The sequence below is a fragment of the Arthrobacter antioxidans genome, from assembly GCF_023100725.1.
Lineage (GTDB): Bacteria > Actinomycetota > Actinomycetes > Actinomycetales > Micrococcaceae > Arthrobacter_D > Arthrobacter_D antioxidans.
The window spans coordinates 1,821,178-1,845,643 of sequence record NZ_CP095501.1 but is presented as its reverse complement, the minus strand read 5'-3'; the positions used below and the strand labels follow the sequence as shown (position 1 = coordinate 1,845,643).

21 protein-coding genes and 1 pseudogene are annotated in these 24,466 nt (G+C 66.9%); 7 read left to right on the top strand and 15 right to left on the bottom strand.

What is annotated here, in order from left to right; translation table 11 throughout:
• Positions 1 to 91: 91 nt before the first annotated feature.
• The 3 genes and pseudogenes from MWM45_RS08380 to MWM45_RS08370 form a co-directional block, all read right to left on the bottom strand.
• Complete coding sequence (locus tag MWM45_RS08380) at positions 92 to 556, bottom strand: DUF2975 domain-containing protein (protein WP_247829058.1); 465 nt, start codon at positions 554 to 556, stop codon at positions 92 to 94.
• A 36-nt stretch (positions 557 to 592) separates the two neighbouring features.
• Positions 593 to 1,111 carry a nucleoside/nucleotide kinase family protein gene (locus tag MWM45_RS08375; RefSeq protein WP_247829057.1) on the bottom strand — a complete coding sequence of 173 codons (519 nt, stop codon included), beginning with the start codon at positions 1,109 to 1,111 and terminating at the stop codon, positions 593 to 595.
• 206 nt (positions 1,112 to 1,317) lie between these two features.
• A pseudogene (locus MWM45_RS08370) lies at positions 1,318 to 1,572 on the bottom strand (NADP-dependent isocitrate dehydrogenase); the annotation flags it as partial.
• 111 nt (positions 1,573 to 1,683) lie between these two features.
• Between MWM45_RS08370 and MWM45_RS08365 the strand changes: the two are divergent.
• The gene (locus tag MWM45_RS08365) at positions 1,684 to 3,945 is read left to right on the top strand and encodes a beta-glucosidase family protein (RefSeq protein ID WP_247829056.1); all 2,262 of its coding nucleotides are present in this window, start codon (positions 1,684 to 1,686) and stop codon (positions 3,943 to 3,945) included.
• 24 nt (positions 3,946 to 3,969) lie between these two features.
• On the opposite strand, the gene MWM45_RS08360 is transcribed toward MWM45_RS08365, so the two are convergent.
• The 6 genes from MWM45_RS08360 to MWM45_RS08335 all read right to left on the bottom strand — a co-directional run bounded on the left by MWM45_RS08360 (position 3,970) and on the right by MWM45_RS08335 (position 10,391).
• A complete protein-coding gene (locus tag MWM45_RS08360) occupies positions 3,970 to 5,430 on the bottom strand; it encodes an MGDG synthase family glycosyltransferase (protein WP_247829055.1) in 1,461 nt (486 codons plus the stop codon).
• 1,190 nt (positions 5,431 to 6,620) lie between these two features.
• The gene (locus tag MWM45_RS08355; protein ID WP_247829054.1) at positions 6,621 to 6,872 is read right to left on the bottom strand and encodes a hypothetical protein; all 252 of its coding nucleotides are present in this window, start codon (positions 6,870 to 6,872) and stop codon (positions 6,621 to 6,623) included.
• A gap of 411 nt (positions 6,873 to 7,283) precedes the next feature.
• Positions 7,284 to 8,564 (bottom strand): globin domain-containing protein, encoded by a 1,281-nt coding sequence (locus MWM45_RS08350; RefSeq protein WP_247829053.1) that lies wholly within the window; start codon positions 8,562 to 8,564, stop codon positions 7,284 to 7,286.
• Between the two features lie 107 nt (positions 8,565 to 8,671).
• Positions 8,672 to 9,004, bottom strand: a complete 333-nt coding sequence (locus MWM45_RS08345) for a cupin domain-containing protein (protein WP_247829052.1) — start codon at positions 9,002 to 9,004, stop codon at positions 8,672 to 8,674.
• Between the two features lie 56 nt (positions 9,005 to 9,060).
• Entirely contained in the window at positions 9,061 to 9,903 is an 843-nt protein-coding gene (locus MWM45_RS08340; RefSeq protein WP_247829051.1) for a universal stress protein, read from the bottom strand.
• Entirely contained in the window at positions 9,900 to 10,391 is a 492-nt protein-coding gene (locus MWM45_RS08335; protein ID WP_247829050.1) for a universal stress protein, read from the bottom strand. The genes MWM45_RS08340 and MWM45_RS08335 overlap by 4 nt, the downstream gene beginning before the upstream one ends.
• Before the next feature lie 182 nt (positions 10,392 to 10,573).
• Between MWM45_RS08335 and MWM45_RS08330 the strand changes: the two genes are divergently transcribed.
• A complete protein-coding gene (locus tag MWM45_RS08330; RefSeq protein WP_247829049.1) occupies positions 10,574 to 11,248 on the top strand; it encodes a response regulator in 675 nt (224 codons plus the stop codon).
• Here the strand turns inward: MWM45_RS08330 and MWM45_RS08325 are convergent.
• Together MWM45_RS08325 and MWM45_RS08320 are read right to left on the bottom strand one after the other, a co-directional pair.
• The gene (locus tag MWM45_RS08325) at positions 11,245 to 12,906 is read right to left on the bottom strand and encodes a GAF domain-containing sensor histidine kinase (protein ID WP_247829048.1); all 1,662 of its coding nucleotides are present in this window, start codon (positions 12,904 to 12,906) and stop codon (positions 11,245 to 11,247) included. The two genes, MWM45_RS08330 and MWM45_RS08325, sit on opposite strands and share 4 nt — an antisense overlap.
• A gap of 657 nt (positions 12,907 to 13,563) precedes the next feature.
• Positions 13,564 to 14,523, bottom strand: coding sequence for a universal stress protein (locus MWM45_RS08320; RefSeq protein ID WP_247829047.1), 960 nt, complete (start codon positions 14,521 to 14,523; stop codon positions 13,564 to 13,566).
• A 601-nt stretch (positions 14,524 to 15,124) separates the two neighbouring features.
• On the opposite strand from MWM45_RS08320, the gene MWM45_RS08315 reads away from it, so the two are divergent.
• Entirely contained in the window at positions 15,125 to 15,574 is a 450-nt protein-coding gene (locus tag MWM45_RS08315; protein WP_247829046.1) for a pyridoxamine 5'-phosphate oxidase family protein, read from the top strand.
• A gap of 251 nt (positions 15,575 to 15,825) precedes the next feature.
• Here the strand turns inward: MWM45_RS08315 and MWM45_RS08310 are convergent, their stop codons facing one another.
• The 4 genes from MWM45_RS08310 to MWM45_RS08295 form a co-directional block, all read right to left on the bottom strand.
• The gene (locus tag MWM45_RS08310) at positions 15,826 to 16,512 is read right to left on the bottom strand and encodes a class I SAM-dependent methyltransferase (protein WP_247829045.1); all 687 of its coding nucleotides are present in this window, start codon (positions 16,510 to 16,512) and stop codon (positions 15,826 to 15,828) included.
• A complete protein-coding gene (locus MWM45_RS08305) occupies positions 16,509 to 18,206 on the bottom strand; it encodes a SulP family inorganic anion transporter (RefSeq protein WP_247829044.1) in 1,698 nt (565 codons plus the stop codon). The genes MWM45_RS08310 and MWM45_RS08305 overlap by 4 nt, the downstream gene beginning before the upstream one ends.
• Complete coding sequence (locus tag MWM45_RS08300; protein ID WP_247829043.1) at positions 18,203 to 18,613, bottom strand: ArsR/SmtB family transcription factor; 411 nt, start codon at positions 18,611 to 18,613, stop codon at positions 18,203 to 18,205. Before MWM45_RS08300 ends, MWM45_RS08305 begins: the two co-directional genes overlap by 4 nt.
• 187 nt (positions 18,614 to 18,800) lie before the next feature.
• Positions 18,801 to 20,288, bottom strand: a complete 1,488-nt coding sequence (locus MWM45_RS08295) for a GntP family permease (RefSeq protein ID WP_418909763.1) — start codon at positions 20,286 to 20,288, stop codon at positions 18,801 to 18,803.
• Between the two features lie 165 nt (positions 20,289 to 20,453).
• Here MWM45_RS08295 and MWM45_RS08290 point away from each other — a divergent pair, with 165 nt between their 5' ends.
• The 4 genes from MWM45_RS08290 to MWM45_RS08275 are packed head-to-tail and all read left to right on the top strand — an operon-like array spanning position 20,454 to position 24,335.
• A complete protein-coding gene (locus MWM45_RS08290; RefSeq protein WP_247829041.1) occupies positions 20,454 to 21,932 on the top strand; it encodes a four-carbon acid sugar kinase family protein in 1,479 nt (492 codons plus the stop codon).
• A complete protein-coding gene (locus tag MWM45_RS08285) occupies positions 21,925 to 22,875 on the top strand; it encodes an NAD(P)-dependent oxidoreductase (RefSeq protein ID WP_247829181.1) in 951 nt (316 codons plus the stop codon). The genes MWM45_RS08290 and MWM45_RS08285 overlap by 8 nt, the downstream gene beginning before the upstream one ends.
• Positions 22,853 to 23,587: a FadR/GntR family transcriptional regulator gene (locus tag MWM45_RS08280; protein WP_247829040.1), complete on the top strand. Its 735-nt coding sequence runs from the start codon at positions 22,853 to 22,855 to the stop codon at positions 23,585 to 23,587. Before MWM45_RS08285 ends, MWM45_RS08280 begins: the two co-directional genes overlap by 23 nt.
• A complete protein-coding gene (locus MWM45_RS08275) occupies positions 23,571 to 24,335 on the top strand; it encodes an SDR family NAD(P)-dependent oxidoreductase (RefSeq protein WP_247829039.1) in 765 nt (254 codons plus the stop codon). Before MWM45_RS08280 ends, MWM45_RS08275 begins: the two co-directional genes overlap by 17 nt.
• Positions 24,336 to 24,466: the final 131 nt, after the last annotated feature.

Sequence of the window (24,466 nt, the reverse complement as noted above, 5' to 3'; positions counted from 1 at the left end):
TGGGCCGGATGGACCACGAGGACCTCCGGGCGAGGTGAGGCTTACGAGCCCAGCCTCCCCCGGAGGTCCTCATCGTCCACGCCGGCATGACCTAGCGCGGGAGAGGGGCGCCGCCCCTTTCCCGCATGGAGGCGAGCGCACTCCTCCTCGCAGCAACCACGACGGCGACAAGAGCAGTGGAACCGAGTACCCCGAACAGCATCGCGGGCCCCCCGACCTCGGCGACGGATCCGGCGTGGATGCAGATCCCGGCGATGAGCAGTGCCATGAGGCAAAGGGACACTGCCATCCCGTTGATCCAGCGCTTCGAGCGCCCGGACAGGCTCCCCTCCTCGTGGGCCGCGAGTAATTGCCACGCCGCCAGCAGTGCGACCTCGAAGCCCCCGATTGCCGCGGCGACCGCAATGACATACGGCGACGCCAGATAGGCGACCTCGGGAAAGGTATTCGCGTATCCATTCGCGATACGAGGGACTACCACGAACTGGGCCAGGAGGGCCCCGAGCGCGAGAATGCCGATGACGATGCGGCTCAGTGAAACGTGCTGACTGGTCATCGTGCAATCATCGCCCTTCCCGGACGCAGTTTCCTGTCACCGGAGCGCCGAGACCGCATCGGAGGGGATGATCCGCGGTGCGGTGAAGTCCCGGTTGTCCACGACGACGGTGGCGCGCTCCCAGGGTCGTACGGCCTCGAAGTAGCGCCGCTGACCCCCGACATAGCGGCGCATCGAAGAATGCTCGGGATCAGGGTCACGCCCATTCCGGATGGCCATGCGCACCGCGGTCTCCGTGAACGGGACGTCGAGGAAGACCGAGGCATCCCCGTGGGTGATCAACTCGTCGCGGTGCAGGCACATGCCTTCCACCAGGACCAGTGCGTCTGCCGGAGCGTGGAGGAATCCGGCCGGCGATGCCCGGTCGGCCGCCGAATCGTGGCACGCAGGCGAGTACCAGCCGTTCCCGCCCCGGCCGAGCGGTCCGAGCACCTTCTCGCACAGAGCCGCGTAGTCATAGGTGTCCGCCCAGAACCCCTCCGGCGAATGGCGTCCTTTCGCGTACCTGATGGGCGAAGGGTTCAGGAAGTGATCGGCGTGGATGAATTCCCCCATGCACTTCATGGTCCCGGAACGTCAGGCGAAGCAGCGTCGGGCACGTGGTGTGGGATATGACCGTGGGTACCGGCTCATCCGCTCTGCGCCCAGCCGGGCTGCGTGAGCGGCACCCGACCGACGTTTCTTCTCGACCCTGACCCTGCTCACCGCAGGCGCTCGGCGAGGTTGTCCGCCACCGCGCTCAGGAACTGCTCCGTGGTGAGTTATGCCTGCCCGGGCCCCACCGGCAGGGCCAGGTCCTTGGTCATGTGTCCTGCCTCGACCGTCCTGATGACGACGTCCTCGACGGTGGCGGCGAAGACGGTGACGGCGGGGCTGTCATCCAGTGTGCCGCGATGCATGATGCCGCGGGTCGGGGCGAAGATCGACGCGATGGGGTTGGTGGAGGTCGGTTCGCCCTGCTGGTGCCGGCGGTAGTGGCGGGTGCCGTGCGCTGCTTCTGCTTCCACGGCCGACCCTGCAACAGCGCCGCATCCTGTGGCGCTATTGAACCCACCACACCGCTGTGGTGGACCGTCACGATACCGCGCTTCCACGCCCGCGTCCGTGGAGGGTGCAGAATCAAGGGCATGAAGATGGCTGCAAGGCGTCGGGCAGCGCGGGAGGAAGAGCCTGCATCGACGGACGTGACGACGGCGTCGGGCAGCGCGTACGGTGAGGCGGTCCGGGCTGTCAGGGAGGGCGAGATCGACGCGGACGAGGCGGCCGATCACCTGATCGGTCAGATGACGGAGGGGGAGATCCTCGGACTGCTCGACGGCGACTCCCCCGGCCTGCTGCTCCCGCTCATCCCGACGCTGCTCGGTCGGCGGCCCTTCGTGGCCGGGGCTGTCCCGCGGCTCGGCATCCCGGGCATCCGATTCAGCGACGGCGGCCGCGGCGTCGTGATCGGCGCATCCACCGCCTTCCCTGTGACGATGGCACGAGCCGCGACCTGGGATCCGCTGCTGGAGGAGCGAGTCGGTCACGCGATCGGTCTCGAGACCCGCGCGCGGGGAGCGAACTACTCCGCCTCCGTCTGCGTGAATCTGCTCCGCCATCCCGCGTGGGGCCGGGCGCAGGAGTGTTACGGGGAGGATCCGGTGCTCACCGGCAGGATGGGGGCGGCCCTCACCCGAGGCGTACGCGTGCACGCCATGGCGTGCGTGAAACACTTCGCGCTCAACTCGATGGAGGACGAGCGCTTCGAGGTCGACGTGTGGGTCGACGACCACGCCCTGCACGAGGTGTACCTGCCGCACTTCAAAGCCGTCGTGGACGCCGGCGCGGACTCCGTGATGAGTGCCTACAACCGGGTCCGGGGTGAGTACATGGACGTCAATCGCTCCCTGCTCACGGAGGTGCTGCGGTACGAGTGGGGCTTCACGGGGTTCGTGACGAGCGACTGGGTGTTCGGCGTCCACGATGCGGCTGTCAGCCTGGAGGCGGGGATGGACGTGGAGATGCCGTTGCGGCTGCTGCGCGCCCGCGATCTGCCGGCCGCACTGCGGCGCGGCGACCTGGCCCGTGCAACTGTGCTGCGGTCCGCACAACGCATCCTGCGCACGTGCGTGCTGCACGCCGCGACCCGGGAGGCGGCGGGCCCGTCCCCCGCCCTCATCGCGTCCCCGGCGCACCGGGCGCTTGCCCGCCAGGCCGCCGAGGAGTCGATCGTCCTACTGAAGAACGAGCCCGTCGGCGCCGTTCAGCTGCTGCCGCTGACTCCCGCCGCCGGGCATCTGGCCGTGATCGGACGACTCGCGGCACGGGCGAACCTCGGCGATCATGGCTCCTCCCGCGTCCGGCCTCCGTCCACGATCTCTCCGCTGCAGGGGTTGCGTGAGGCACTTCCCCGGGTGCGGATCACGACCGCCTCCGGCCGGAACGAGCGCGCAGCGGCCGCGCTGGCAGCCGCAGCGGAAACCGCGATCGTCGTCGTCGGCCTGGACCAGCACGACGAGGGCGAGTCCGTCGTCACCGGGGGCGTCGACGTGAGCGTGCTCGGCCGAGCGTTCGGCTCGGGATTCCTCCGTCGGCTGCTCATCGGTGTCGCACACCTGGCCTCACGCTTCGTCCGAGGCGGCGACCGCAGCTCCCTCGACCTGCGCCCGACCGATGTCCGTCTCATCCACGCGGTCGTCAACGCGAACCCCCGGACCGTCGTCGTGCTGATCGGCGGCAGCGCGATCCTCACGGAGGCGTGGCGGGATCGTGTGCCGGCGCTCCTCCTCGCCTGGTACGGCGGCATGGAGGGCGGCCGCGCGCTGGCGAACGTGCTGACCGGCAGGACGGAGCCCGGCGGACGGCTGCCGTTCGTCCTGCCGACGGACGCCGCGCATCTGCCACCGTTCGACCGCACCGCGAAGTCCGCTATCTACGACGACGCGTGGGGTCAACGTCGACTGGACCGCGACGGACACAAACCGGCGTTCCCGTTCGGATACGGCCTGGGCTACACGACGATCGAGCACCGGCTGCTCGACCACACGTTCGACGACACAGGCGGCGAAGCACACGTGCTCGTCAGGAACACCGGCGACCGCGAGGGCTCCACCGTTATCCAGATGTACGCCGCGGACGTGTCCACCCGCAGGCCGGCGGCTCACCTCCTGGGCTTCCGGAAGGTCACCCTGCAGCCCGGCGCGGAGACAACCGTCCGTGTCGTACTGGATGCGGGACCCACCCTGCAGCGCGATCCGGCCACGCGGCGCTGGTCCCCCCGGGCGGGCAACTGGGCACTGCTTGCCGACCAACACAGTCCCGTCAGCTGGGCGGCCGCACCCCGGTTGCGACGCCGTGAAGGACGTGAGGGACCGGTCGATGAAGGCGTCCCGGACGGACCTCCGACCTGAGGTGGATGGGTCGCGACCCGCCAGTCACCCGGGAGAAAGAGGCGGTGTCGAGAGCTCCTCGACGCGGACAGGCAGCGCGTCGTCTCCCGACAGCATGGCCCGGAGCAACCGCAGCGGCTCCCACCGGAGCGACACGGAAGCTCGGCCTCTGCGTAGCACCAGACCGCCGTTCGGCGTCGCGTACCGCTTCTGCAGGACGTCCAACTCCTCGGCCTGCAGCACCGCGACCGTGCTCCCCGCAGCTGAGTCGACCAGACGGACGAGCGAGGCAGGTCCTGTCAGATCGGTTGCGACGATACGCTGCTCGCTCGCGGCGAGAATCGTCTTCTGCGCCGCGCGGGTCACGACCAGCGGGCGTGACGGCCCGTCAAGCAGGCCGGCCAGCACGTCTGCCGCGGCGTCGGGGCGGCCGGTTCTCCACGCTGCCGCCTGCATCCGCTGCAGACGGCCCGGCTCGCGCAACACCTCGTCGATCTTCCAACCGATCGTCGCGGCGGTGTTGCAACGGACGGCCGCCCCCTGCTCCATCAGGTAGTCGCCGTTACGAACCTCCTGCCCCGGGATGGGGTTCACCAGCACCATGGGCAGCCCTGCAGCCATGCACTCCGACGCCGATAGCCCGCCCGGCTTGCCCACGAACAGGTCGGCGGTGCGCAGTAGCTGCGGCATCTCCGTCGTGAAACCGAGCACGCGGTACCGGTCACCGGCAGGCGCCACCAACTCTTCGATCCGCCGACGCAGCGCATCGTTCCGGCCGCACACGATCGTGGCCGTAAATGCCGAGCGCATGTGCATCGTCTGCCGTACCACCGACACCGCATAGTCGCCGCCGGTAGCGCCCGCCGAGATCAGCAGCATCGGAGGCGCGTCGGCGTTGCGCGCGGGCGCTCCGTCGAGCTGTCCGGCGATCGGAATGCCCGTGGCCGTGACTCGGTCAGGGGGAAGGCCGAGCGCCGTCACCGCCACCCTCCCTTCCTCCCGGGCCACGAACAGCGCGTGGAACGCGCCCGTGAGCCACAGGCCTTGGAAGTCGTAGTCCGTCGTCACGACGGCGGTCTTCGCATCGATCACACCGCGAAGGAGCAGTGACGCCATCAGCTGGGCCGGCAGGAAGTGCGTACACACGATCGCGGTCGGTCGGAATCGCTTGATCGCATCGATGACTGGAACGGAGTTGGCCCGTGTCCACGGGTCGATCGGTCCGCGGCGCCGGAACGGCGGGTCGCTGATGTCGTAGCCCCACTCAACCAACCACGGCAAGCCCTCGACCAGGACGAAGTATCCCTTCCCAACTAATGCACGGTACAGCGGGCTGCTCACCTGCAGCACGTCCAGCACCTGCACTTCAGCAATGTCAGCGCGTGCGGCGCACGCCTGCTCCACGGCCGCAGCGGCGCTGTTGTGCCCCGCGCCCACTCCTGCGGACAGGATCAGTACGCGTTCTCCTCCAGCGGGGTCGCTCCGTCGTGCAGATGTCCTGCGCATGAAGACAGGCTAGCGGACCGCTTCACCCCGAAGACGAAGGCCCCGCGAGGGGCTGTGCGGTCGGTGTCCTTGCAGCTTGTGAACGATCAGCCCATGGAGTCCGTTGTCCCACATAGGGGCCGAAGGCCCCTAGCAGTCGGCTTGCCCATGCAGGGACGATCAGGGTGGACAAGTTGCGATCTCCGTTGCCCCGAAACAGAGGATTCATCATGAGCCCGATGCGCCCCCGCGACCTAAGGGATGTCCTGTCAGCATCTGCGCGACCGACTCGCGTCGGCCGAGAACGGCGCACAGTGGCAGGCCGTAGTGGATCCGGTCAGGGCAGGAACGTCGAGATGAAGACCCTGGTAGAACGTCGGGGCGAGCGTCGACGGGAGACTGAACGAAAGATCGCTCTTCACATCTCCGCGTACCGTCTGGCGCACCCCGTGGTCCCTTCCCGATAGAGACGATCCTCTCCGGAGGACTACGCCGACTGTCCTGCGTGCAGGAGTTCTGGTATCAACGACGGCTGAAAAGTAGTCGAGAACCGACGGTCGAGAACCGAGCCACTCGAGCACGATCGATGGGTGGTCACGGCAGGAAGTGGGCTGCGGTTTGGCGTCTTCACCTGAGTGAAGGCTGTCGCAGCGCGAGATCGCGAAGGAGTTAGATATTTTCTCGCAACGCCGTCGCGAGAGCTCTGGGGGCGGGGCATCCACATAATCATGGAGAGACCGCACCGGCCGTCGCGAGTGCGTGTCTTGGAGCCGCGGATCCGGGAGCTGCTGGCGGTCCTGGTTTCTCTCCGGGGCCGCCGGCTGCTTGAAAGCCCGAAGAGAGTCCCACATCCTGCCAAAGGCCGGTCGTGTATCCAGATCAGCCCTGACATGAAGCCAGGACATGTCCGGGGTGAACCCAGTATGCGCACACTGTGCTCAAGAAGGCCTGGTCGTCTGCATCACATCCCCCACAGGAAGAAGTGTTAGTTGCTCCTGACAACGTGTGCTCGGTTACTCGGGTCAAAGGGCGACCAGGCCTTGCTTCACGACTGAGCCTGTGGTCTGCAGCCCTGACAGGAGAGATGCGGTACGCGGACCTAAAGGACCTCCGCGTACCGCATCTAGTTTCCAGACGTGTGGATCACCGACGCGCTCGGAGAACCTTGTCACTCAGTGAGGAATGCCTTCCGGGGCCCACCCCGGCCCGGTTCAGGTATGGACGGGGGATGCCAGAAGTGCGCTATCGGTGCTCGGGCTGGCGGCTCTCTTCATCTTCAGGAAGCTCATTTCCTCCGCAGACAGCCAGTGCTCTCCATGCTCGTTCAGAGAGAGGCACTCGCCCGTGCCAGCTTCGATCCGGTTGACGTAGGTCCGCGGCAGGACCGTTGCACCCGGATTCTGCAGGAGCCACTGCTGCACGGTGGAGTCGAGGGTGGGCCACAGAACACTGATGCTGGTCATATTGTGAATCTTTCTATTCCTAGGCCCGGAGTTGGCCACGCCTGAATGGCGGGCCCTTGGGTCCTATGTCATGGAATCCGGTGATGGCGTGGGCGGGTAGGGCACAACGTCCCGACCTGCCGGGCAAGAGCAGGCCCGGGGCGATGGGTTGCTTGACGCATCTCAGATCTTTGTGGCCTGAAATGAAGCTATGAGAGGGGGAGCTGGGTGGGGGTGATCCTGCTCGGAGTGTGGTCGGCAGTCCGTCGTCGTGCTCCGTGGCGTTCTACGACCTTGCTGGTTCCGGTGCAGACGCAGAGGTCGGAGGCGAAGCACTTTCTCGTGCACGCGATGCGCACTCGCGAGTGTGTTTCGCGTGCATAAGAGGAGATGTGCTGCTGGGAACACCCCCGTTGGAGGGGCGACTGGCTGCTATAGGGCCGTGAGAACTGGGGCGGCTGGCTCGAATTCGGCGAGCCAGAGGTCGGGGCCGAAGACTTCGTATCGGATGTCCTGCGCGGGGATTCCTCGCAGAATCAGTGCGCTGCGCACCATTTGCATGAAGGGCAGCGGGCCGCAGAGGTAGTACTCGGCGTCGACGGGAAGGTCGAGCGTGCTGAGGTCCATGAAACCGGTGAGCTGCTCGCCGGTCGTCAGCTCTCGTGGTGTGTCCAGGTTCGGGCCCAGGTCTGTTTCCACTGCGAGTTCCTGCGAGGGGTGCATGAACCAGGTAGTCAGTGTTGCTCCGGGTAGTTGCTGGAGGTCGGTGCGGACCTGGCCCTGCAGGGCGAAGGTGTCGGCTGAATCGTCAGCGTGCAGGAGAGTTACCCTGCGCGTGGACGATGAGCGTGCAAGGTGAGAGATCATGCCAGCCATGGGCGTGATGCCGATGCCGGCCGTGGCGAGGACGACCGGCCGGGTGCCGGGTGTGAGCAGCACGTCGCCGAAAGGCACCGAGAGAACAATCTCGTCACCAACATGAGTGCTCGAGTGCAGAAGGTTGGAGACCTCACCGTCGGGGGTGGGCAGGCCGTGGAGTCGTTTGACGGAGAACCGGCGATGCATCCCATCATCTGCCTGGGTGAGGCTGTACTGCCGGGGTTGCTGCACCCCGTCGGGCATGAGCGCTTTCAATGTCACGTACTGGCCGGGCAGGGACGGCCTCGCGACCCGTCCATCGGTAGCTGCCACGACGAACGTCACGACCTCGCTGGTCTCCTGGATCTTTTCCGTAACCCGCCAGGTCTCCCAGACGGTGTCCGGATTGAGACCTGCCGCCGTGTACATGGTGCGCTCCTGGTTCATGAGCATGTTGGCCATCAGCCAGTACACCTCGTCCCATGCCGCGGCGACCTCCGGTGTGACGGCGTCCCCGAGGACATCGACGATCGCCCACATCAGATGGTCGTGGACGACCTGGTACTGGTCGGCCCGTAGGCCAAGAGAAACATGCTTGTGGGAGATCCGCGACATCAGGTGATCGGGAAGCTCACCCGGCTTGTTCACCAGAAGGCCGGCGAATGCTGCGACGGAACCGGCCAGGGCTTGCTGCTGACGTCCGTCTGCCTGATTGCCGCGGTTGAACAGACCGTCGAAGAGCTCGGGCTTTTCCTGGAACATGTGCGCGTAGAAGCGCTTGGCGATTTCACCGATGTTGTCGCCGACGACCGGCAGGGTCGCCTCGATCACGGGACGGGATGTATCAGAGAGCATGGTGGGGTCCTTACCGTTGATGTCGTGTGAGTGGTGCTGGAACGCGCAGGGCTGTGCCCAGACCGGTGAAATGCTGAGCGGGCGTGGAAGGCGTGGTGGCTGCGTCGTTACCGGTGTTTGGCGATGGTGAGGAGGACAACAGAATCCTCGATGGCTTCGAGCTCATGCCGTGCGTTCGGAACGACGATCAGGTCACCGGCCAAACCGTGCCCTGTCTCGTCGCCGGCTGTCAGTGCCACGCGTCCCTGGAGGACGTACACCGTCGCTTCTCCCGGGTTGTCGTGCTCGTGCAGGCGACTCCCGGCACGCAAGGCGATCATGGTTTGCTGCAACGTCCTTTCATGCCCGCCGTAGACGGTGTGGGCGCTGCGTCCACTGAGTGCATGCAGGGCTATGTCCATCTCTTGGCGCATAAGAGCCGTCAGTGATGCTGTGTTCAACGTCTGTCCTCAGGGAGTCGAGAAGATCTTCGATCGTGTTCAGGGGCTGTCGTGTTTTACCGGACGACGATGACGTTGCCTTGTGCGTGGTGGAGGACGGCGTGGACTGTGGACCCGAGGCGGGCGCCGAGCGTGTTGGTGCCCTTCGCGCCGAGGACGACGCAGACGGCCCGGTGCGCCTGGTGGATGATGACCCCCGGGGCCGATGGTTCGGCGAAGGAGTCCTCGATGACGGTGAGGTCTGCATCCGCGGGCAGGAGGTTCAGTGCCTGCTGGATGACGGGGTCGTGCTCCGGGTCGGGCTGGCGCGTCCCGGCGTGCCGCGTGTAGGGCCTGACGTGGAGCACGCGGAGCGGCGCGTGCAGGGTCGTCGCGAGGAGCGCTGCCTCGGTGACGGCGCGATCACTCTCGGGCGACCCGTCGACTGCGACCAGGACGTCGCCCTCACCGGGCCGGTCATCGCGGATGACCGCGATGGGGCAGGAGGAGGATGCGGCGAGGTGGAGGCTGACCGAGCCGATGAGCAGGCCGGCGAACCCGCCGAGCCCGCGCGTGCCGGTGACGAGCAGGGACGCTTCGGCGGAGAGCCGGGTGAGCACTTCGGAGGGGAAACCGGTGACGAGCCGCACGCTGACATCGATGTCGGGTTCGGCCTGCCGGGCGAGATCGAGGCCTTCGGCACTCGTGCGCTCGGCGGCCCGCTGGAGGCCGCTGTCCTTAATGTCGGCGACCGGGCCGAGGTCCTGGGTGAAGAACGGCCAGACCCAGCAGTGCACAATGACGAGAGGCAGTCCGGTGACGGCCGCGTGGTGGGCCGCCCAGAGGACGGCGCGGCGGGAGCCGTCCGAGCCGTCATAGCCGGCCAGGACGGGTCGGACCGGCGCGTCAGCCGGGCTCACGCTGACGCACCGACGAGCGGCAGGGTGCTGCCCTGACCTTCCAGAGGTTGAAGGGCGCCATGGGAGACAAGGACCGGGCACTTTGCGCGTTCTGTCACGGCCGTGCTGACGGATCCAAGGAGCAGCCCTGCGAACCCGCCATGACCACGCGAACCGACAACGACCATGGAGGCGTGCGTGCTTTCCTCAAGAAGGACCTCCGCCGGTGACCCCTGTATGAGTCCTCGCTTGAGCCCCAAGGGGGTGCCTCCCGGGAACGCTTCGTTGAGCGCCTGATCCAGGACCTTCCCTGCCAGTTCCTCGTGATTCACGTCGACGGGCCCATAGGCGCCGAAGGGAGGCGGGTACTGCCAGGAGGTGACCGCGTGGATGACGTCGCCGGCAAGAGGGATCAGCCGGGCGGCGAGTTGCAGCGCGGTGACAGACGATGGAGAACCATCGACCCCGACAACGACGGCCCGCGGGCGCGGTGAAGGGATTGTGTGCATGGTGGATCCTTGTCTGAGAGGGGGTCTTATTCGACCCTCACCGATTTCAGGCCACCTGGGTAGGGCCATACGGCCCCTCCTTGCAAGGGGACGTACGGCACTGTCAGGTCTGACCGGCAGGGGTCATGCTGATAGCTGGTGTCATAGGGATTCACGAAGAGATAGTTGGATGACGTGCGAAGGTGCCGGATGCGGGCAAGCAGGGTCAGCGAGTGAAGGACGTTACGGTATTCCTCCTCGACGACCACGAACTGGTACGGCGGGGATTACGAGAATTGCTGGAAACCCAGGGATGCGTGATTGTCGGGGAATCCGGCTCAGCCGAGGACGCCACGCGCCGGATTCCGTCCCTGTCGCCTGACATCTCGATCCTCGACGCGAGGCTGCCGGACGGAACGGGGATCGAGGTGTGCCGGAATGTGCGCTCCATCGACCCCTCCTTGTCCTGCGTCATCCTGACCAGTTATGACGATGACCAGGCCGTGCGCGGGGCGGTACTCGCCGGGGCCTCGGGGTACATCCTGAAGGAGATCCTCGGCTCCGATCTGGTCGGAAAAGCCCGCCGGGCCGCTGCGGGCGAGTCCCTGTTCGAGCCTGGCATGAAGGAGCGCATCATCGCCGGGCTGCACGACGCACCGGAGGAAGATACACGTCTTGCCGGCCTGACGTCACAGGAGAAAAAGGTCCTGGCCCTGATCGGGAAGGGGCTGACGAACCGGGAAATCGGTGGCGAACTGTTCCTGTCCGAGAAGACCATCAAGAACTACGTGTCCTCGATCCTGGCGAAACTCGGCTTTCACCGCAGGGTCCAGGCCGCGGTCTACCTCTCCACGTTGGTGGGTCCCTCACCCCGCTAGATGCGCAGTGGCACGATGAGCACCACATCGGTGCCCCTGCCGGCCGCACTCGAGATCGACAGGGTGCCCTCGCAGAGATCGGCTCGACGACGCATGTTCGCCAGCCCGCTGCGAGATGGGACTTCCTCGAACCCGGACCCGTCGTCGCTGATTCTCAGCTCGAGGCGGTCTGGAAGGGCCTGCAGCGCCACGGTGATGGAGGGCGCGTCGGCGTGGCGGAGCGCGTTGGATAGCCCCTCCGAGAGGACGGCCCGCACGTGGTCGGCGCACTCCGGGTCGATGGCGGCGTCGATGGGCCCCGAGAGTTGCAGCACGGGTTGAAGCTCAGATCCCTCGAAGGCGGCCGCCACGAGCGCGAAGATGCTGGAGGTGAACGTCGAGGCGCCCTGCGGTACGGATCGCAGGGCGTAGATGGTGTCCCGCAGGTCCCTGATCGTTGAGTCCAGTTCGCCGGTGACGGCTGCGATACGTTCGAGTGGTTCACGGTCAGACACGAATTTGCGCAGACTTTGAATGCTCAAGCCTGCCGCGAAGAGACGCTGGATGACGAGGTCGTGGAGATCGCGGGCGATCCGGTCCCGGTCGCCGAAGACCGCTTCCTGTTCCCGCTGCCGGTGGACACGCAGGAGCTCCACGGCCAAGGACACGTGGGACGTGAAGGAACGCACCATTTCCTTATCCACTGCGGAGAACGGCGGAGATCCTGTCTGGCGTCCGAAGAGCAGGAACTGCCGCTCCCCGGTCCCCGCGAGCTGTGTCACCAAGGCGGTCGACACGGTGGCCAGTGGCGCTCCAGGCAGCAACCGATCGATGTCCGCCGCCGTCAGCAGCAGCGGCGGCGAGAGGGCCGTCAGATCATCCAGCAGTGCACTATGGGCCCCTGAGCGTCCGGTCAGGTACGCGGCGTTCACGCCATCTGCGGCCTCGCAGATGAGACCATGCTGATGGCCGAAGTCACGAAGAACGACGGTTACATCGCTCTGGGATGCGTACAAAGCGTGCTGTGCGACCGATTCCAGGGGGCTGCTGACATAGTCGGTCCGCTCGAGAAGCTCACGCACAGCATTCAGGCCTCCTTCGAGCCACCGCGTCCGCCGCGTCGATTCTTCGTACAGTCGCGAGTTCACGATGGCGACGCTGGCCGCGGCTGCCAGGGCGACGAGCAGTTCCTCATCGGTCTCGGTGAAGTCCCCTCCCCCGTTCTTCTCGGTGAGATACAGATTTCCGAACACCGTGCCCTGGATACGGATAGGAACACCGAGGAAGGAACTCATTTTCGGGTGATGGGCTGGGAATCCGACGGCTACGTCGTGCTCCTGGAGGTCATGAAGTCGTACCGGATGCGGTTGGGCGATCAGCAGGCCCAACACACCGTGCCCCTGAGGCAAGGAGGGGATCCGCGAGATTTGGTCGTCCTCGAGTCCGATGGTGATGAAGTTGCCTAGGGTTTGATCTGGCCCCATCACGCCCAGGGCGCCGAACCGTGCATCAACCAGCTGGCACGACGCGGAGATGACACGTTCGAGGACCGTATTCAGGTCCGTGTCGTCCGCCATGGCGGCGAAGGCCCCGAGCAGGTTGCTGATTCCCGCGGAGGTGCCGGTCACCAGATTCTTTTGCTCGAAGGCGGCGGGCAGATGCTTGGACAGTGCTACCACTGGACGCTCCGGAATATGAGATTGTGCCTCGTCCCAAGGAGCTTTTCGTCGATACGATCCTTGGGCTGACGATGGCAAGATCACGGACGATACGCGCCGTGAACCGGGTCATAGGGCCCTTCGGCCCTAGCGTCATCCTCATAGTGGCACGGTCTGAACGACGAACCCCTTCACCGTCCGTGGCCAAACCCACACCCCGATCCCCGCCTAAATCTGCATCCGGGCCGCTCGATCGAGGTACTCGGATGCAAGGGTGGCGGGCCCTCGTCCACCACGCTCTCCTCGATCGTCTCGCCCAGCGACCATATGATCGCCTAGTGGCGGGGCCTTAGGCTTCGCATGACTGTGCCGTCGGCCACGGGCCTCGTGTACGGATAACTCCGATGGAAATATGACCTGCTCGGCGGGAACAGCATGCGCAGTTCCAGAAGCCGATTGTCTCTACCCGGGCAATTGATCCGGGAGAAAGAGCGAGACACATGGAGCCAGGATGCGAAACGAAGTGTCGTGGAGAGATGCCATACCGTGGCTATCGCCGTCGCGCTGGAACTTCCGGACCGGGTGCATCCGACCGGTGCGGTGTGCGCTTTCCCTCAGGGCAGGGCGCCGAAAGATCGATCCATGCAGCCATGTAGGGAAAATCCAGTGATCGCGCCGTCAGCCCAGCACCAGCGGCGGCCCGTGCACTCCGTCCCCAGCAACCTCAGTCCCGCACTGGCTGTCCAATGCAGACTCAGGCTCGGGCAGGCCGATGACAAGCGTCAAACAGGGCGGGCGCAAGAGCAGTGTGTGCGTAACCGAGCCGACGCCCGCCCCTGGCCCAGCACCGCGACCATGGCGGCCGATGACCAGAAGGTCCGCGTCCCGGCTGTGCCGCACCAGGGCCCGCGCCGGGGGTCGAAGCACATCCACGATCCAGCTCACGCCCATGGACGGGTAGGCGGCGTGAATCGCCCGCAGGACCCGCGGAGGGCTGATGGTCAGCGACTCCGAGGCTTTCGGCCCCGGCTTCACCGCCGCGATGACCCGCAGCGCCGCACCCGATCCGTGCGCTTCGGCAGCGGCCCGAGTCAGCGCCGAAAATGACTCAGCAGAACCATCGATACCGACCACTACGTGGCCGTGGGCGGTACCGTTCTTGTCGCCGCCGTCCCGATGGCCGATCGGGATGATCAGGACCGGAGCCAGCGAACCCAGCACCATCTGAAGGGCCACACAGCCTTGGAATGGACCGGTGAGCGTATTCACCCGGTCCTCGCCGACGACGAGCAACGACGCGTCGGCCGACAATCCGAGGAGGGCATGGACGACATCTCCGCAGTGAAGGTAGGTACCCACCCGCAACGTCGGGAACCGGGTCCTCCACCGCGCCGCCTCGTCCTGCAGCATCCTGCGGCCGGCGGCGACCACATCCGCGTAACGGGTGCCCGCCGGCACCGAATCGGCGGCGGGAACAGCGTGAACCAGGGTCAACGGAAGATCCGCACTGCGCGCTCGGCGGGCAGCCCACTCAAGGGGCGGGTTGAGAGTCAGAGGACCTCGGATGGCGACCAGAATCGGCCGCTGATCGACGGGATGAGGCGATACCGGGCCCTGGGGTTGTGTGGCTGTCAGCATGGGAACCGCAGGTTCCTGCCGCGGGACGCCAGCCCTATCGCCTGACGCAGCCCTGCTCCGACGCGGTGCCTCGTCGAGTCGGCGGACACCGCAACACAGGAGGGCTTCGAACGTGCGGAAGCGGCTCGGAGAGCAGTGTCTGCATCACTCCACTCCCCTGTCGGCTCCCCTATCGTCGTCCCGGCCGCCGTCGAAGACGGGCTGGAAACACCGGGATCCGAGCCAGGATCTAGGGTGTCTTGTGCTAACGGGTCGGTGCCAGTGTGCCGGGGTGTCATCCGTTGTTTCCCTTGTCGTTGACTTCATTGAGGCGCACGTACGGAATTCCTCGGACTGGTCTCTGCAGTACGAGCACCCTCTGCCTTGGTGGAGTGGTACCCAGCCCACCAAGGCGCGGAGCAATGGCTCAACCGTCTCTGAGAACAACCTTCCTGATCAGGGCCCTTCGACCCTGATCAGGAAGATCATTTCTTTGTAGCGTCAAAGGGAAGGAGACCGCTGAGCGCTTATGCCGTTCAGAGTGCACATGCACCACTCCATCGGTCGCCCTGTCGGGCCGCTCGTGACCGGGTCTGCGTGACTCAAGGAAAAGGACGGCACCATGACCACTGAACCGCACCGGGATGCCTACTGGAATTCTCCCGGGGCCCTGCGCACCTCGGACAAGCTCTCACCGTCTGAATGCTGGGCTCTGGCAACGACACAGCAGACGGGCCGAATCGGTTTCTTCCGCGATGGTCTTCTGGACATTCTTCCCGTCACCTATTTCGTGATGGACGAACGGGTGTACTTCCGGACCTCCGCCGACGGCACCATTGCCACCAGCTACCTGGACCACGCGGCTTTCCAGATCGACCACGTCGACAGGGACGCCCAGCAGGGCTGGACCATCCTCCTCAACGGCCCTGCGACGCGCGTGGAGGATTCAGCACTCCTGACGACCCTCTGGGGCAAGTCAGTCGATCACCCCTGGGCGCCGGGCCAGCGTGACCTGTTCTACGAACTGGCTCCGACGCACGTGCGGGGCCGCCGGTTCGGCACAACCCACTAGTACCTGCCGACACGAACCCCACCAACACGTTGATCTCTTACAACCGGGAGTTGCCGGTTCCCACTCTCAGATCGGTGCGGCTTTCCGCTCATCCTCCCCGCCCCTGAGGGGGGTGGCGAAACGCGGCCATCGCGTCCCGGTTCACCGGCTGCGGGGCCCGACACGTGCTGATCCCCTGCGCATCGACCCGCCCGGTGCTGATGCCCCGGGCGGCGATTGCGCGGGCGCCACCAATGCTCGTCCGTCACCGGTCATCCCCCCTCCTGGTGCGGCCCTGCCCCTCGCGCCACGACGATGTGATCGATCGCCGGCCAGCTCTCGCCCGGCACGACCCGGGGGTAGGTGCCGAAGGACTCGATCAGGAGCCCGGCCTCGGACAGCCACCGGCAGGCGCTCCGGGCGCTGGCCAGTGCCTCGTCGTCCTGGGGCACCCCTGCGCCGGCGGAACGCTGTCCCGTCTCATGTCCGACCAGCAGGAACCTGCCGCCCGGGACCAGACCCGCCACCGTGCGCGCGATGACCTGTTCCATCGATTGCGCAGGAACGTCCAGGAAAGCCGCCAGGATCAGATCGACGGTCTCCGGCGCAGGAGCGATGTCGCGTGCATCGGCCTTCGTCCAAGTGACGCCATCACTGACTCCTTCGGCAAACGCTCGCTCGCGCCCGATGCGGAGTGCTTCCTCCGAGAAGTCCAGTGCCTCCACCTGCCAGCTTCGTCCGGCAAGCCATACCGCGTGCCGACCGTCTCCGCACCCGAGGTCCAGCGCGCGTCCGGGTGGGAGCTTCTCGAGTTCCGTGATGACACGGTGACTGACCGGGGCCCACCCGGCGTCGATCTCCCGGTACCACCGGTCGCAGGCCCCGGCGCTGGGCTCGGGGAGCGTACATCGTGTTTCCGGGTTCTTCCAGGCGGGCTGCCTGTTCGCGGCTGCGGTCATGAAGGCGATCCCGGATGCGGTCCCGAGCCGGTGAACGCTGCGGGGTCCTGACCGAGGAGGGCCGTGGTCCGCGCGGCCCGGTTGCGGGCGACATGGCTGCGGGCGTGCTCCACCGCCGGGTCCAGCTCGGCGAACAGGTGCTCGTGGTGGCGCAGGGACTCGAGCACCCCGACCTTGGTGATGAGGTGCAGGTGGCGGTCCTGGATCCCCTTGATCAGGACGGTGATCCCGCGGCGCTCGAGGGCGGTGACGATGTCCGTGATGACCCGGGCCCCGGTCGCATCCAACGCCTGCAGCTGGGACATGCGGATGATCACGACGTCCACGTCGCGGATCCCGCTGACCCGTTCCAGCACCCGTTCCGCGGCTGCGAAGAACAGCGCCCCGTCGAGGCGGAAGACGGCTATATGGGCATCTCCGTCCTGGGCCGGTCCCGGAATCTCTTCCCGGTGGACCCCGCTGGATCTCACCAGGGCACGGAGCGCGAAGAAGGCGGCCGTCAGGATGCCGATCTCCACTGCCTGGATCAGGTCCAGGGACACGGTGATCACCGCCGTCACGAAGAACACCACAGTGTCGGCGCGGGTCGAGCCGACGACGCTGCGCAGGGTGTCGACGGACACCATGCGTGCCGCGGTGACCATGAGGACGCCCGCCAGGGCTGCCAGCGGGATGCGGGAAACCGGGCCGGTGGCGAAGTAGACGACCGCGAGCAGGACCAGGGCGTGGGTGATCGCCGCGAGTCGGGTCCGGTCTCCCGACCGGACGTTCACTGCGGTGCGTGCGATAGCACCGGTGGCGGGCATCCCGCCGAAGAAACCAGAGGCCACCGACGCCAGGCCCTGACCGAACAGCTCGCGGTCGGGGTCGTAGGGGCCCGTATCGGAGATGGAGGCGGCAACCCGTGCCGAGAGGAGCGATTCGATGGCGGCCAGGGCGGCGATCGTCGCGGCCGGGCCCGCAAGGGTGAGGATGAGATCCCAGTTCAGACCGGGTACGGTCGGGGCCGGCAGGGAATCGGGCAGGGCCCCGATCCTGGCCACAGGCAGGTCGGCGACCTCGGCCACGACGCTCGCCACGACGATGGCGATGATCGAGCCGGGGATCCGGGGGGCAGCGACCATGATCAGTGCGACGACGGCGACAAGAGCCACCGGCGCGAGAAGCGCCCCGAACGACGTCGTAGCGAGGGCCTGTGCGGCGGATACCGCGGCATTACTGCTGGGCCCGGGATCCACACCGAACGCGGAGGGCACCTGTTGCAGGAAGATGATGACGGCGATACCGAGGGTGAATCCTTCGATCACCGGCCACGGCAGGAAGGCGACGACCCGCCCCAGCTTCAGGATGCCGGCGACCACCACCATGAGCCCGGCCAGCACGCTCGCCACTGCCAGTGCGCCAGTGCCGTGAACGGCGACCACCGGACCCAGGACGACGACCATGGCGCCTGTAGGCCCGGACACCTGGACATTCGAGCCGCCGAACACCGCCGCGACCAGACCGGCGACCACAGCGGTGATCAGTCCGCTGGCAGCGCCTGCCCCGGAGCTGACGCCGAACGCCAGCGCCAGCGGCAGCGCGACGATGCCCACCGTGAGACCAGCAATCAGGTCTCCCTTCCAGGTGCGTGGGGCCTGCGCGTAGTCGCGTGACCCGGGCAGCAGGGGTCGGATCCTCGAGAGCACCCTCATGGAGTGCGGTCATCACCCGTCGACGTCATGATCGAAGCGCTGGTCAGGGCCGAGTACTCCAGGTTCTCCTTCGTGGCATGCAGGACCTCGCCGAGGAGTCCCCGCGCGACAGCCAGCAACTCCGCCACCCGCGGGGTGGCCAGGCTGTAGAACTGCTGGAGTCCGCGGCGCTCCGACGTCACCAGGTGATACCGGCGCAGCACCGACAGATGCTGGGACAGGTGGGACGCTTCGAGGCCCGTCGCCAGCAGCATGTCCGATACCGAGACCTCCGGTGCTGCCGACAGCAACTCCAGCACGCGGATCCGCACAGGATGCGCCAGCCCTTTGAAGAGATTCGCCTTCACTTCGTACAGGGGCGCCCGGAAATCAGCGAAATCTTGTACGCCCGGCTCGTCATCCGACATCCTCGACCCGCCTTGATTGATTGAATGATGGATTTATCATATCAATCGTGTCGTCGATGCGGAAGGCCGGAACGGTACGGCACCTCGGGCCCGGGGGACCACCCCCGTCCCCCGCCCGGACAGCAGTGGCCGGGCGGCTCGGATGTGGATCCGGCCCGCCCGGCCACCGTTGATGGACCTCGCAGGATCAGCCGAGTACTGCGTTGGCGATGAACAGCAGCGGGATCGAACCGGCCCATACCGCCGTCGTGATGCCTGACCAACCCTTGAGCGCGGCGATGCCGTCAAGACCGGCGAAGCGGGTCACGACCCAGAAGTAGGAGTCGTTGAAGTAGCTGAACACCATCGAGCCGGCCGTGCAGGCCAGTGCCGCGACGATCGGGTCGATGCCGAGCGAACCCACCAGCGGTGCCGTCACCGATGCTGCCGTGATCATCGCGACCGTGCCCGAGCCCTGGGCGATGCGGACCAGGGTGGCGATGAGGAACGGCACCAGGAACGCCGGCAACGGCGTACCGGCGATGGCCTCGGCGAGAGCGTCACCCACGCCCGAGCTACGCAGCACCTGACCGAGAGCCCCACCCGCACCGGTGATGAGAAGGATCAGGCCGGCGGAGGCAGCCGCCTCGGCGAACCAGCCCTGCACCTTCGCACGAGGAGTCCAGCGAGGCAGCAGCACGTAGACGGCGAGGATCACACCGATGACCAGAGCAACCACCGGATTGCCGATGAACGCCAGCGGGACAGCCCAGGACGACGGCGTGTACTCGTCGCCACCGACGACTCCCTGGTTGCTCTGATCGATCGCACCGCTGACCGTGTTGAGGATGATGAGGACGAGCGGAACCATCAGGGGCAGGGACGCGATGAAGGCGCCGACCCTGTGGGGCCGGGCCCCGGGTGGGGGCGTGCCCAGCACGTCGTTGTCGACGTCCAGCGAAGGGGCGGCGTCGTCAACGCCACTACCGCCGTCGTGATCGGCCACGGCAGTGCCGCCGCGATGTTCGGCGCCGGCGTGCACCGTGCCGTACACGGTCTCGCGCATGGAGGCGGACATGGAGGACTCGAGCTGCGGCCCCATCCATTTGGCGTAGAAGACCACGACGGGCAACAGCAGAACGGTGAACACAAGACCCGCAAGGATCAGTGCTCCGAGATCGGCACCGAGGATGCCGGCGACGGCCAGCGGGCCGGGCGTCGGCGGCACCATGTGGTGGGTCAACGTCATGCCGCAACCGAGGGCGAGCGCGAGGGTGATGTACCCGGCGCGCTTGACCCGGGCAATCGATCGGGCCAACGGGTTCATGATGACGTACCCAGAGTCGCAGAAGACCGGGATGGAGACCAGGGCGCCCACACTGCCCAGCGCCCAGGGCTCACGGCCCTTGCCGAAGAGTCTGAGGAAGGCCATGGCCAGCGAGTTGGCGGCCCCCGAGACCTCGAGGATCTTCCCGATCCCGACGCCGAGGCCGATCACGATGCCGATCGACGCCAGGGTGTTGCCGAAGCCCGTCGTGATCGACGAAACGATATCCAGCGGCGCCTGGCCGGCAACGATGCCGGTCACCAGCGCGGCGATCAGGAGCGCTACGAACGCATCGAGGCGGGTCCTCAGCACCAACACGATGATCGTGGCGATACCCAGGACGAGCGCCAAAAGAAGTTGTATATCCATGTACTGCTCCTCGGTCACTGAGCAAGCCTCGTTGCCGGCTCTGGTGGGTAGCACCGTCCTGGTCGGATCTTTGACGGGCACTGTGCTGCATGTCACACTAGCACCGGACATAAGACATCTGACAAGCGAGCTGCAACGAAGACCCGATGACGAAAGTGCGGATCAGTGATACTCGAAGAAGAGTTGCTCAGCGGCTACCCCGCGGGCCGGGCCATCGAACCGGCGGTGATCGCCGCCGCCGTCAGGGCCTCCGGGCGGATCCTGGTGGTGCTCGACGACGACCCGACCGGCACCCAGTCCGTCGCCGACCTGCCGGTCCTCACCTCGTGGGAGCCGAGCGATTTCGCGTGGGCCTTCGACCAGCGCATCGACGGCGCACCGGCACCGGCGGTCTACGTCCTCACCAACACCCGAAGCCTCGACCCGGAGACCGCGGCGTCGCGCAACCGTGAGATCGTCACCAATTCCCTCGATGCCGCCACGGCTGCGGGAGTCGCCATCGGCTTCGTCAGCCGCAGCGACTCGACCCTCCGCGGCCACTTCCCGCTCGAGACCGATGTCATCGGCGCCACCCTGCTGTCGCTCGCGGGCACCGGGACCGACGGCGTCGTCATGGTTCCGGCCTTTCCCGATGCCGGCCGCATCACCATCGGCACCGTCCACTACCTGCGGAGCGACGACGGCGTCGTCGTTCCCGTCGCCGAGACCGAATTCGCCCGGGATGCCACCTTCGGGTACGTGTCATCGGACCTCGGCGACTACGTTGCCGAGAAAACCGGCGGTTCGGCCGACGCCGTCCTCCGACTCGACCTCTCAATCATCCGCTCCGGCGCGGAGGGCATCGCCGACGCACTGGCCCAGGCGACCGACGGAGTCCCCATCGTCGTCGACGCCGTCACCGAGGACGACCTCCGGGCACTCGCCCTGGGCCTCGAGGAATCCGAACGTCGCGGCAAGAAGCTGCTCTACCGGGTGGGCCCGCCGTTCGTCCGTGCACGGATCGGCCAGAGCGAGCATCCGCCGCTGACGGCCGAGGAGGTCTTCGCCGGCCGTGACGCCCCCGCCTCGGGTGGGCTGGTCGTGGTGGGCTCCCACGTGGGACTGACCACCCGGCAGCTGGACGCGCTGGTGGCGCGGCGACCCGAGGCCCGGCTCGTGGAGCTCGACGTCGAAGCCGTCCTCGACCCCGCACGGCGGGATACAGGGGTGGCCGAGGCGGTGCGGGACGTCGTCGACGGTCTCCCCAGCGGCGAGGTCATCCTGCACACCAGCCGCCGCCTGATCCGCTCCGGCGATCCGGAGCAGAGCCTCGAGTTCGCCCGCACCATCTCGCGGGCAGTGGTCGACGTCGTCCGGTCCACCATCGCCACGGCTCCCGTGCGCTTCGTCATCGCCAAGGGAGGCATCACCTCCTCCGATGTCGCCGCGCACGGGCTGTCCATCCGCCGCGCGCTGGTGCGCGGGCCGATGCTGCCGGGCATCGTGTCCCTCTGGCAGCCGGCCGACGGCCCGGCGCGCTCCATCCCGTTCGTGGTCTTCGCCGGGAACGTCGGCACCGACGATTCCCTTGCCGACGTGGTGGACATCCTCCGCTCCCCCACACCGGGTTCCGCCGCGAGGACGGGTGCCTCCCATGATGTCTGACTCCGAGCACACGAAGGTCGCCGTCCTCGGCCTCGGTGCCATGGGCCTGCCGATGGCGACCCGGCTGGCCGGCGCGTTCACGGTCACCGGGTACGACCCGATGCCGGCCTCACGGGAGAAGGCCTCGAAGACCGGCCTGACGTGCGCCCCCACGGCCGTGGACGCGGCCGCCGATGCGGGGATCGTACTGCTCGCGGTCCGTGACGCAGCCCAGGTGGAGGATGTCCTCTTCGGCGACGACGGGATCGCCCCCGCCCTCGCGCCGGGCGCCGTCGTCGTGATGACCAGCACCGTGGGGATGGACGCCGTCGCTTCCTGGACCGGGCGGCTCGGTGACCTGGATGTGGCGCTGGTCGACGCACCGCTGTCCGGCGGCCCAGTACGGGCCGGCGAAGGTGACCTGCTGATCGTGGTGGGCGCCGACCCGTCAGCCCTGGACACCGCCCGCCCCGTGCTCGAGCGGCTCGCCTCGACGCTGATGGTCGTGGGCAGCAAGGCCGGCGACGGCCAGGCCATGAAGACGGTGAACCAGCTGCTCTGCGGCGTACACATCGCCGCGGCTGCCGAAGCTCTGGCCCTCGCCGACGCGCTCGGCCTGGACCAGCTGCGGGCCCTGGCTGCGCTGGAGACGGGGGCGGCGTCGTCGTTCATGCTCTCCAACCGCGGACCGCGCATGGTGAAGGGGTACGACGGCGACGTCGACGTGCTGAGCCGACTGGACATCTTCGTGAAGGACCTCGGCATCGTCGGGAAGGCAGCCCGCACGGCAGGACTTGCCGCGCCGGTTGCCGCGGCAGCCGAGCAGCTGTTCCTGCTCGGCCAGACGCAGGGCCTGGGCATCGCCGACGATTCGTCGGTGATCAGGGTGGTCGCGCCACAGCGGCGCACCGCCGCAGGGGACGCCGATGGAGGGGATACCGATGGCACGGAAACCACTCGCTGAATCGGTGTTCGACGACATCCTCGAACGGATCATCGACGGCACGTACCCACCCGGCGCGGCACTCCCCCCGGAGAAGGACCTGGCGGCTTCCCTGGATGTCAGCCGGCTGACGGTCCGCGAGGCGCTCAAGCAGCTCCAGGCGCAGCACGTGGTGCAGATCAGGCGGGGCCTGGGGACCTACGTGAATCCGGCCGCCCAGTGGACCGATGTGCAGGCCATCCTCAGGTACGCGTCGACCACCGCAGATTCCCCCGATGTCTCGCTCCGCCTGCTGGAGATCCGGCGGATGGTGGAGACCGGTGCCGCCGAGCTGGCCGCGCTGCATGCCACCGACGAGGACCTGGCCCGGATGGAGACAGCCAATGCCCAGTTGCAGGCGGCCCACGAGGCGAAGGATCTCGACGCCGTCACCGCGACGGATATCGCGTTCCACGAGGCGGTGTTCAGGGCCTCGGCGAATCCGTTCCTGCCCGTGATCCTCGGACCGCTCAGCCAGTTGCTGTACTCGATGCGGCGGGAGACGTCGTCCTTCCGCGAGGTGCAGCAGCACGCCATCGCCCATCACGCGCTGGTGCTGGAGGCGATCCGTACACGGAACCCGGAGGTGGCCCGTAAGGCGATGCAGGACCACATCAACCAGACGTACGACGACTACGAACATTTCATCCATCAGAAGAACACCACCAGGAGCTCACATGACTTTTCCGATTGAACGCACTGCAGTCCTCACCGGTGCGGCCTCGGCCCGCGGCATCGGCCGCGCGACGGCCGACCGGCTGGCCCGCGACGGCTGGTCCATCGCGATCCTCGACATCGACGGCACCGCAGCCGCGGAGGCCGCGGCCGACATCGGCCGGCGCCACGGCGTGCCGACGGTCGGCGTCGCAGCCGATGTCTCCGACGAGGCGTCGGTCGATGCAGCGCTGACCACCGTCGAAGCCTCGGTGCCGCCCGTCGTCGCACTGGTGAACCTCGCCGGGATCAGTTCTCCCACCGGGTTCATGCAGGAGACCAAGGAAGCCTGGGACCGGGTGTTCGCGGTCAACATGACCGGCACCTTCCTGGTCACGCAGCGTGCCCTGCACGGCATGATCGAACGCAGGCTCGGTCGCGTGGTCAGCATCTCCTCCATCTCGGCGCAGCGCGGCGGTGGAACCTACTCGAAGGTGGCCTACAGCGCGTCGAAGGCCGGCATCATCGGCTTCACCCGTGCGCTGGCTCGTGAGATGGGCGAACACAACATCACCGTCAACGCCGTCGCTCCCGGACCGGTGGACACCGACATCATGGGCGGCACCCTCACCGAGGAACGCAAGCAGGACATGTCCAGGGACATCCTGATGGGCCGGGTGGGTACCGTCGACGACATCGCAGCCCTCATCTGCTTCCTGGTGGGCCCCGACGCCGGATACATCACCGCCGCCACCTACGACATCAACGGTGGTCTGCAGGTCTCCTAGCCTCCAGAGGGGCTGCACGTCGGCGCGAACGAGACCGCGGAAGCCTCGACCAGCAAGTTAACCTGCTGTTTGATACCTCGGGAACGTCCGTTCACAGGGCAGGGCCACTGTTGGGTGTCGCACTGATGCCG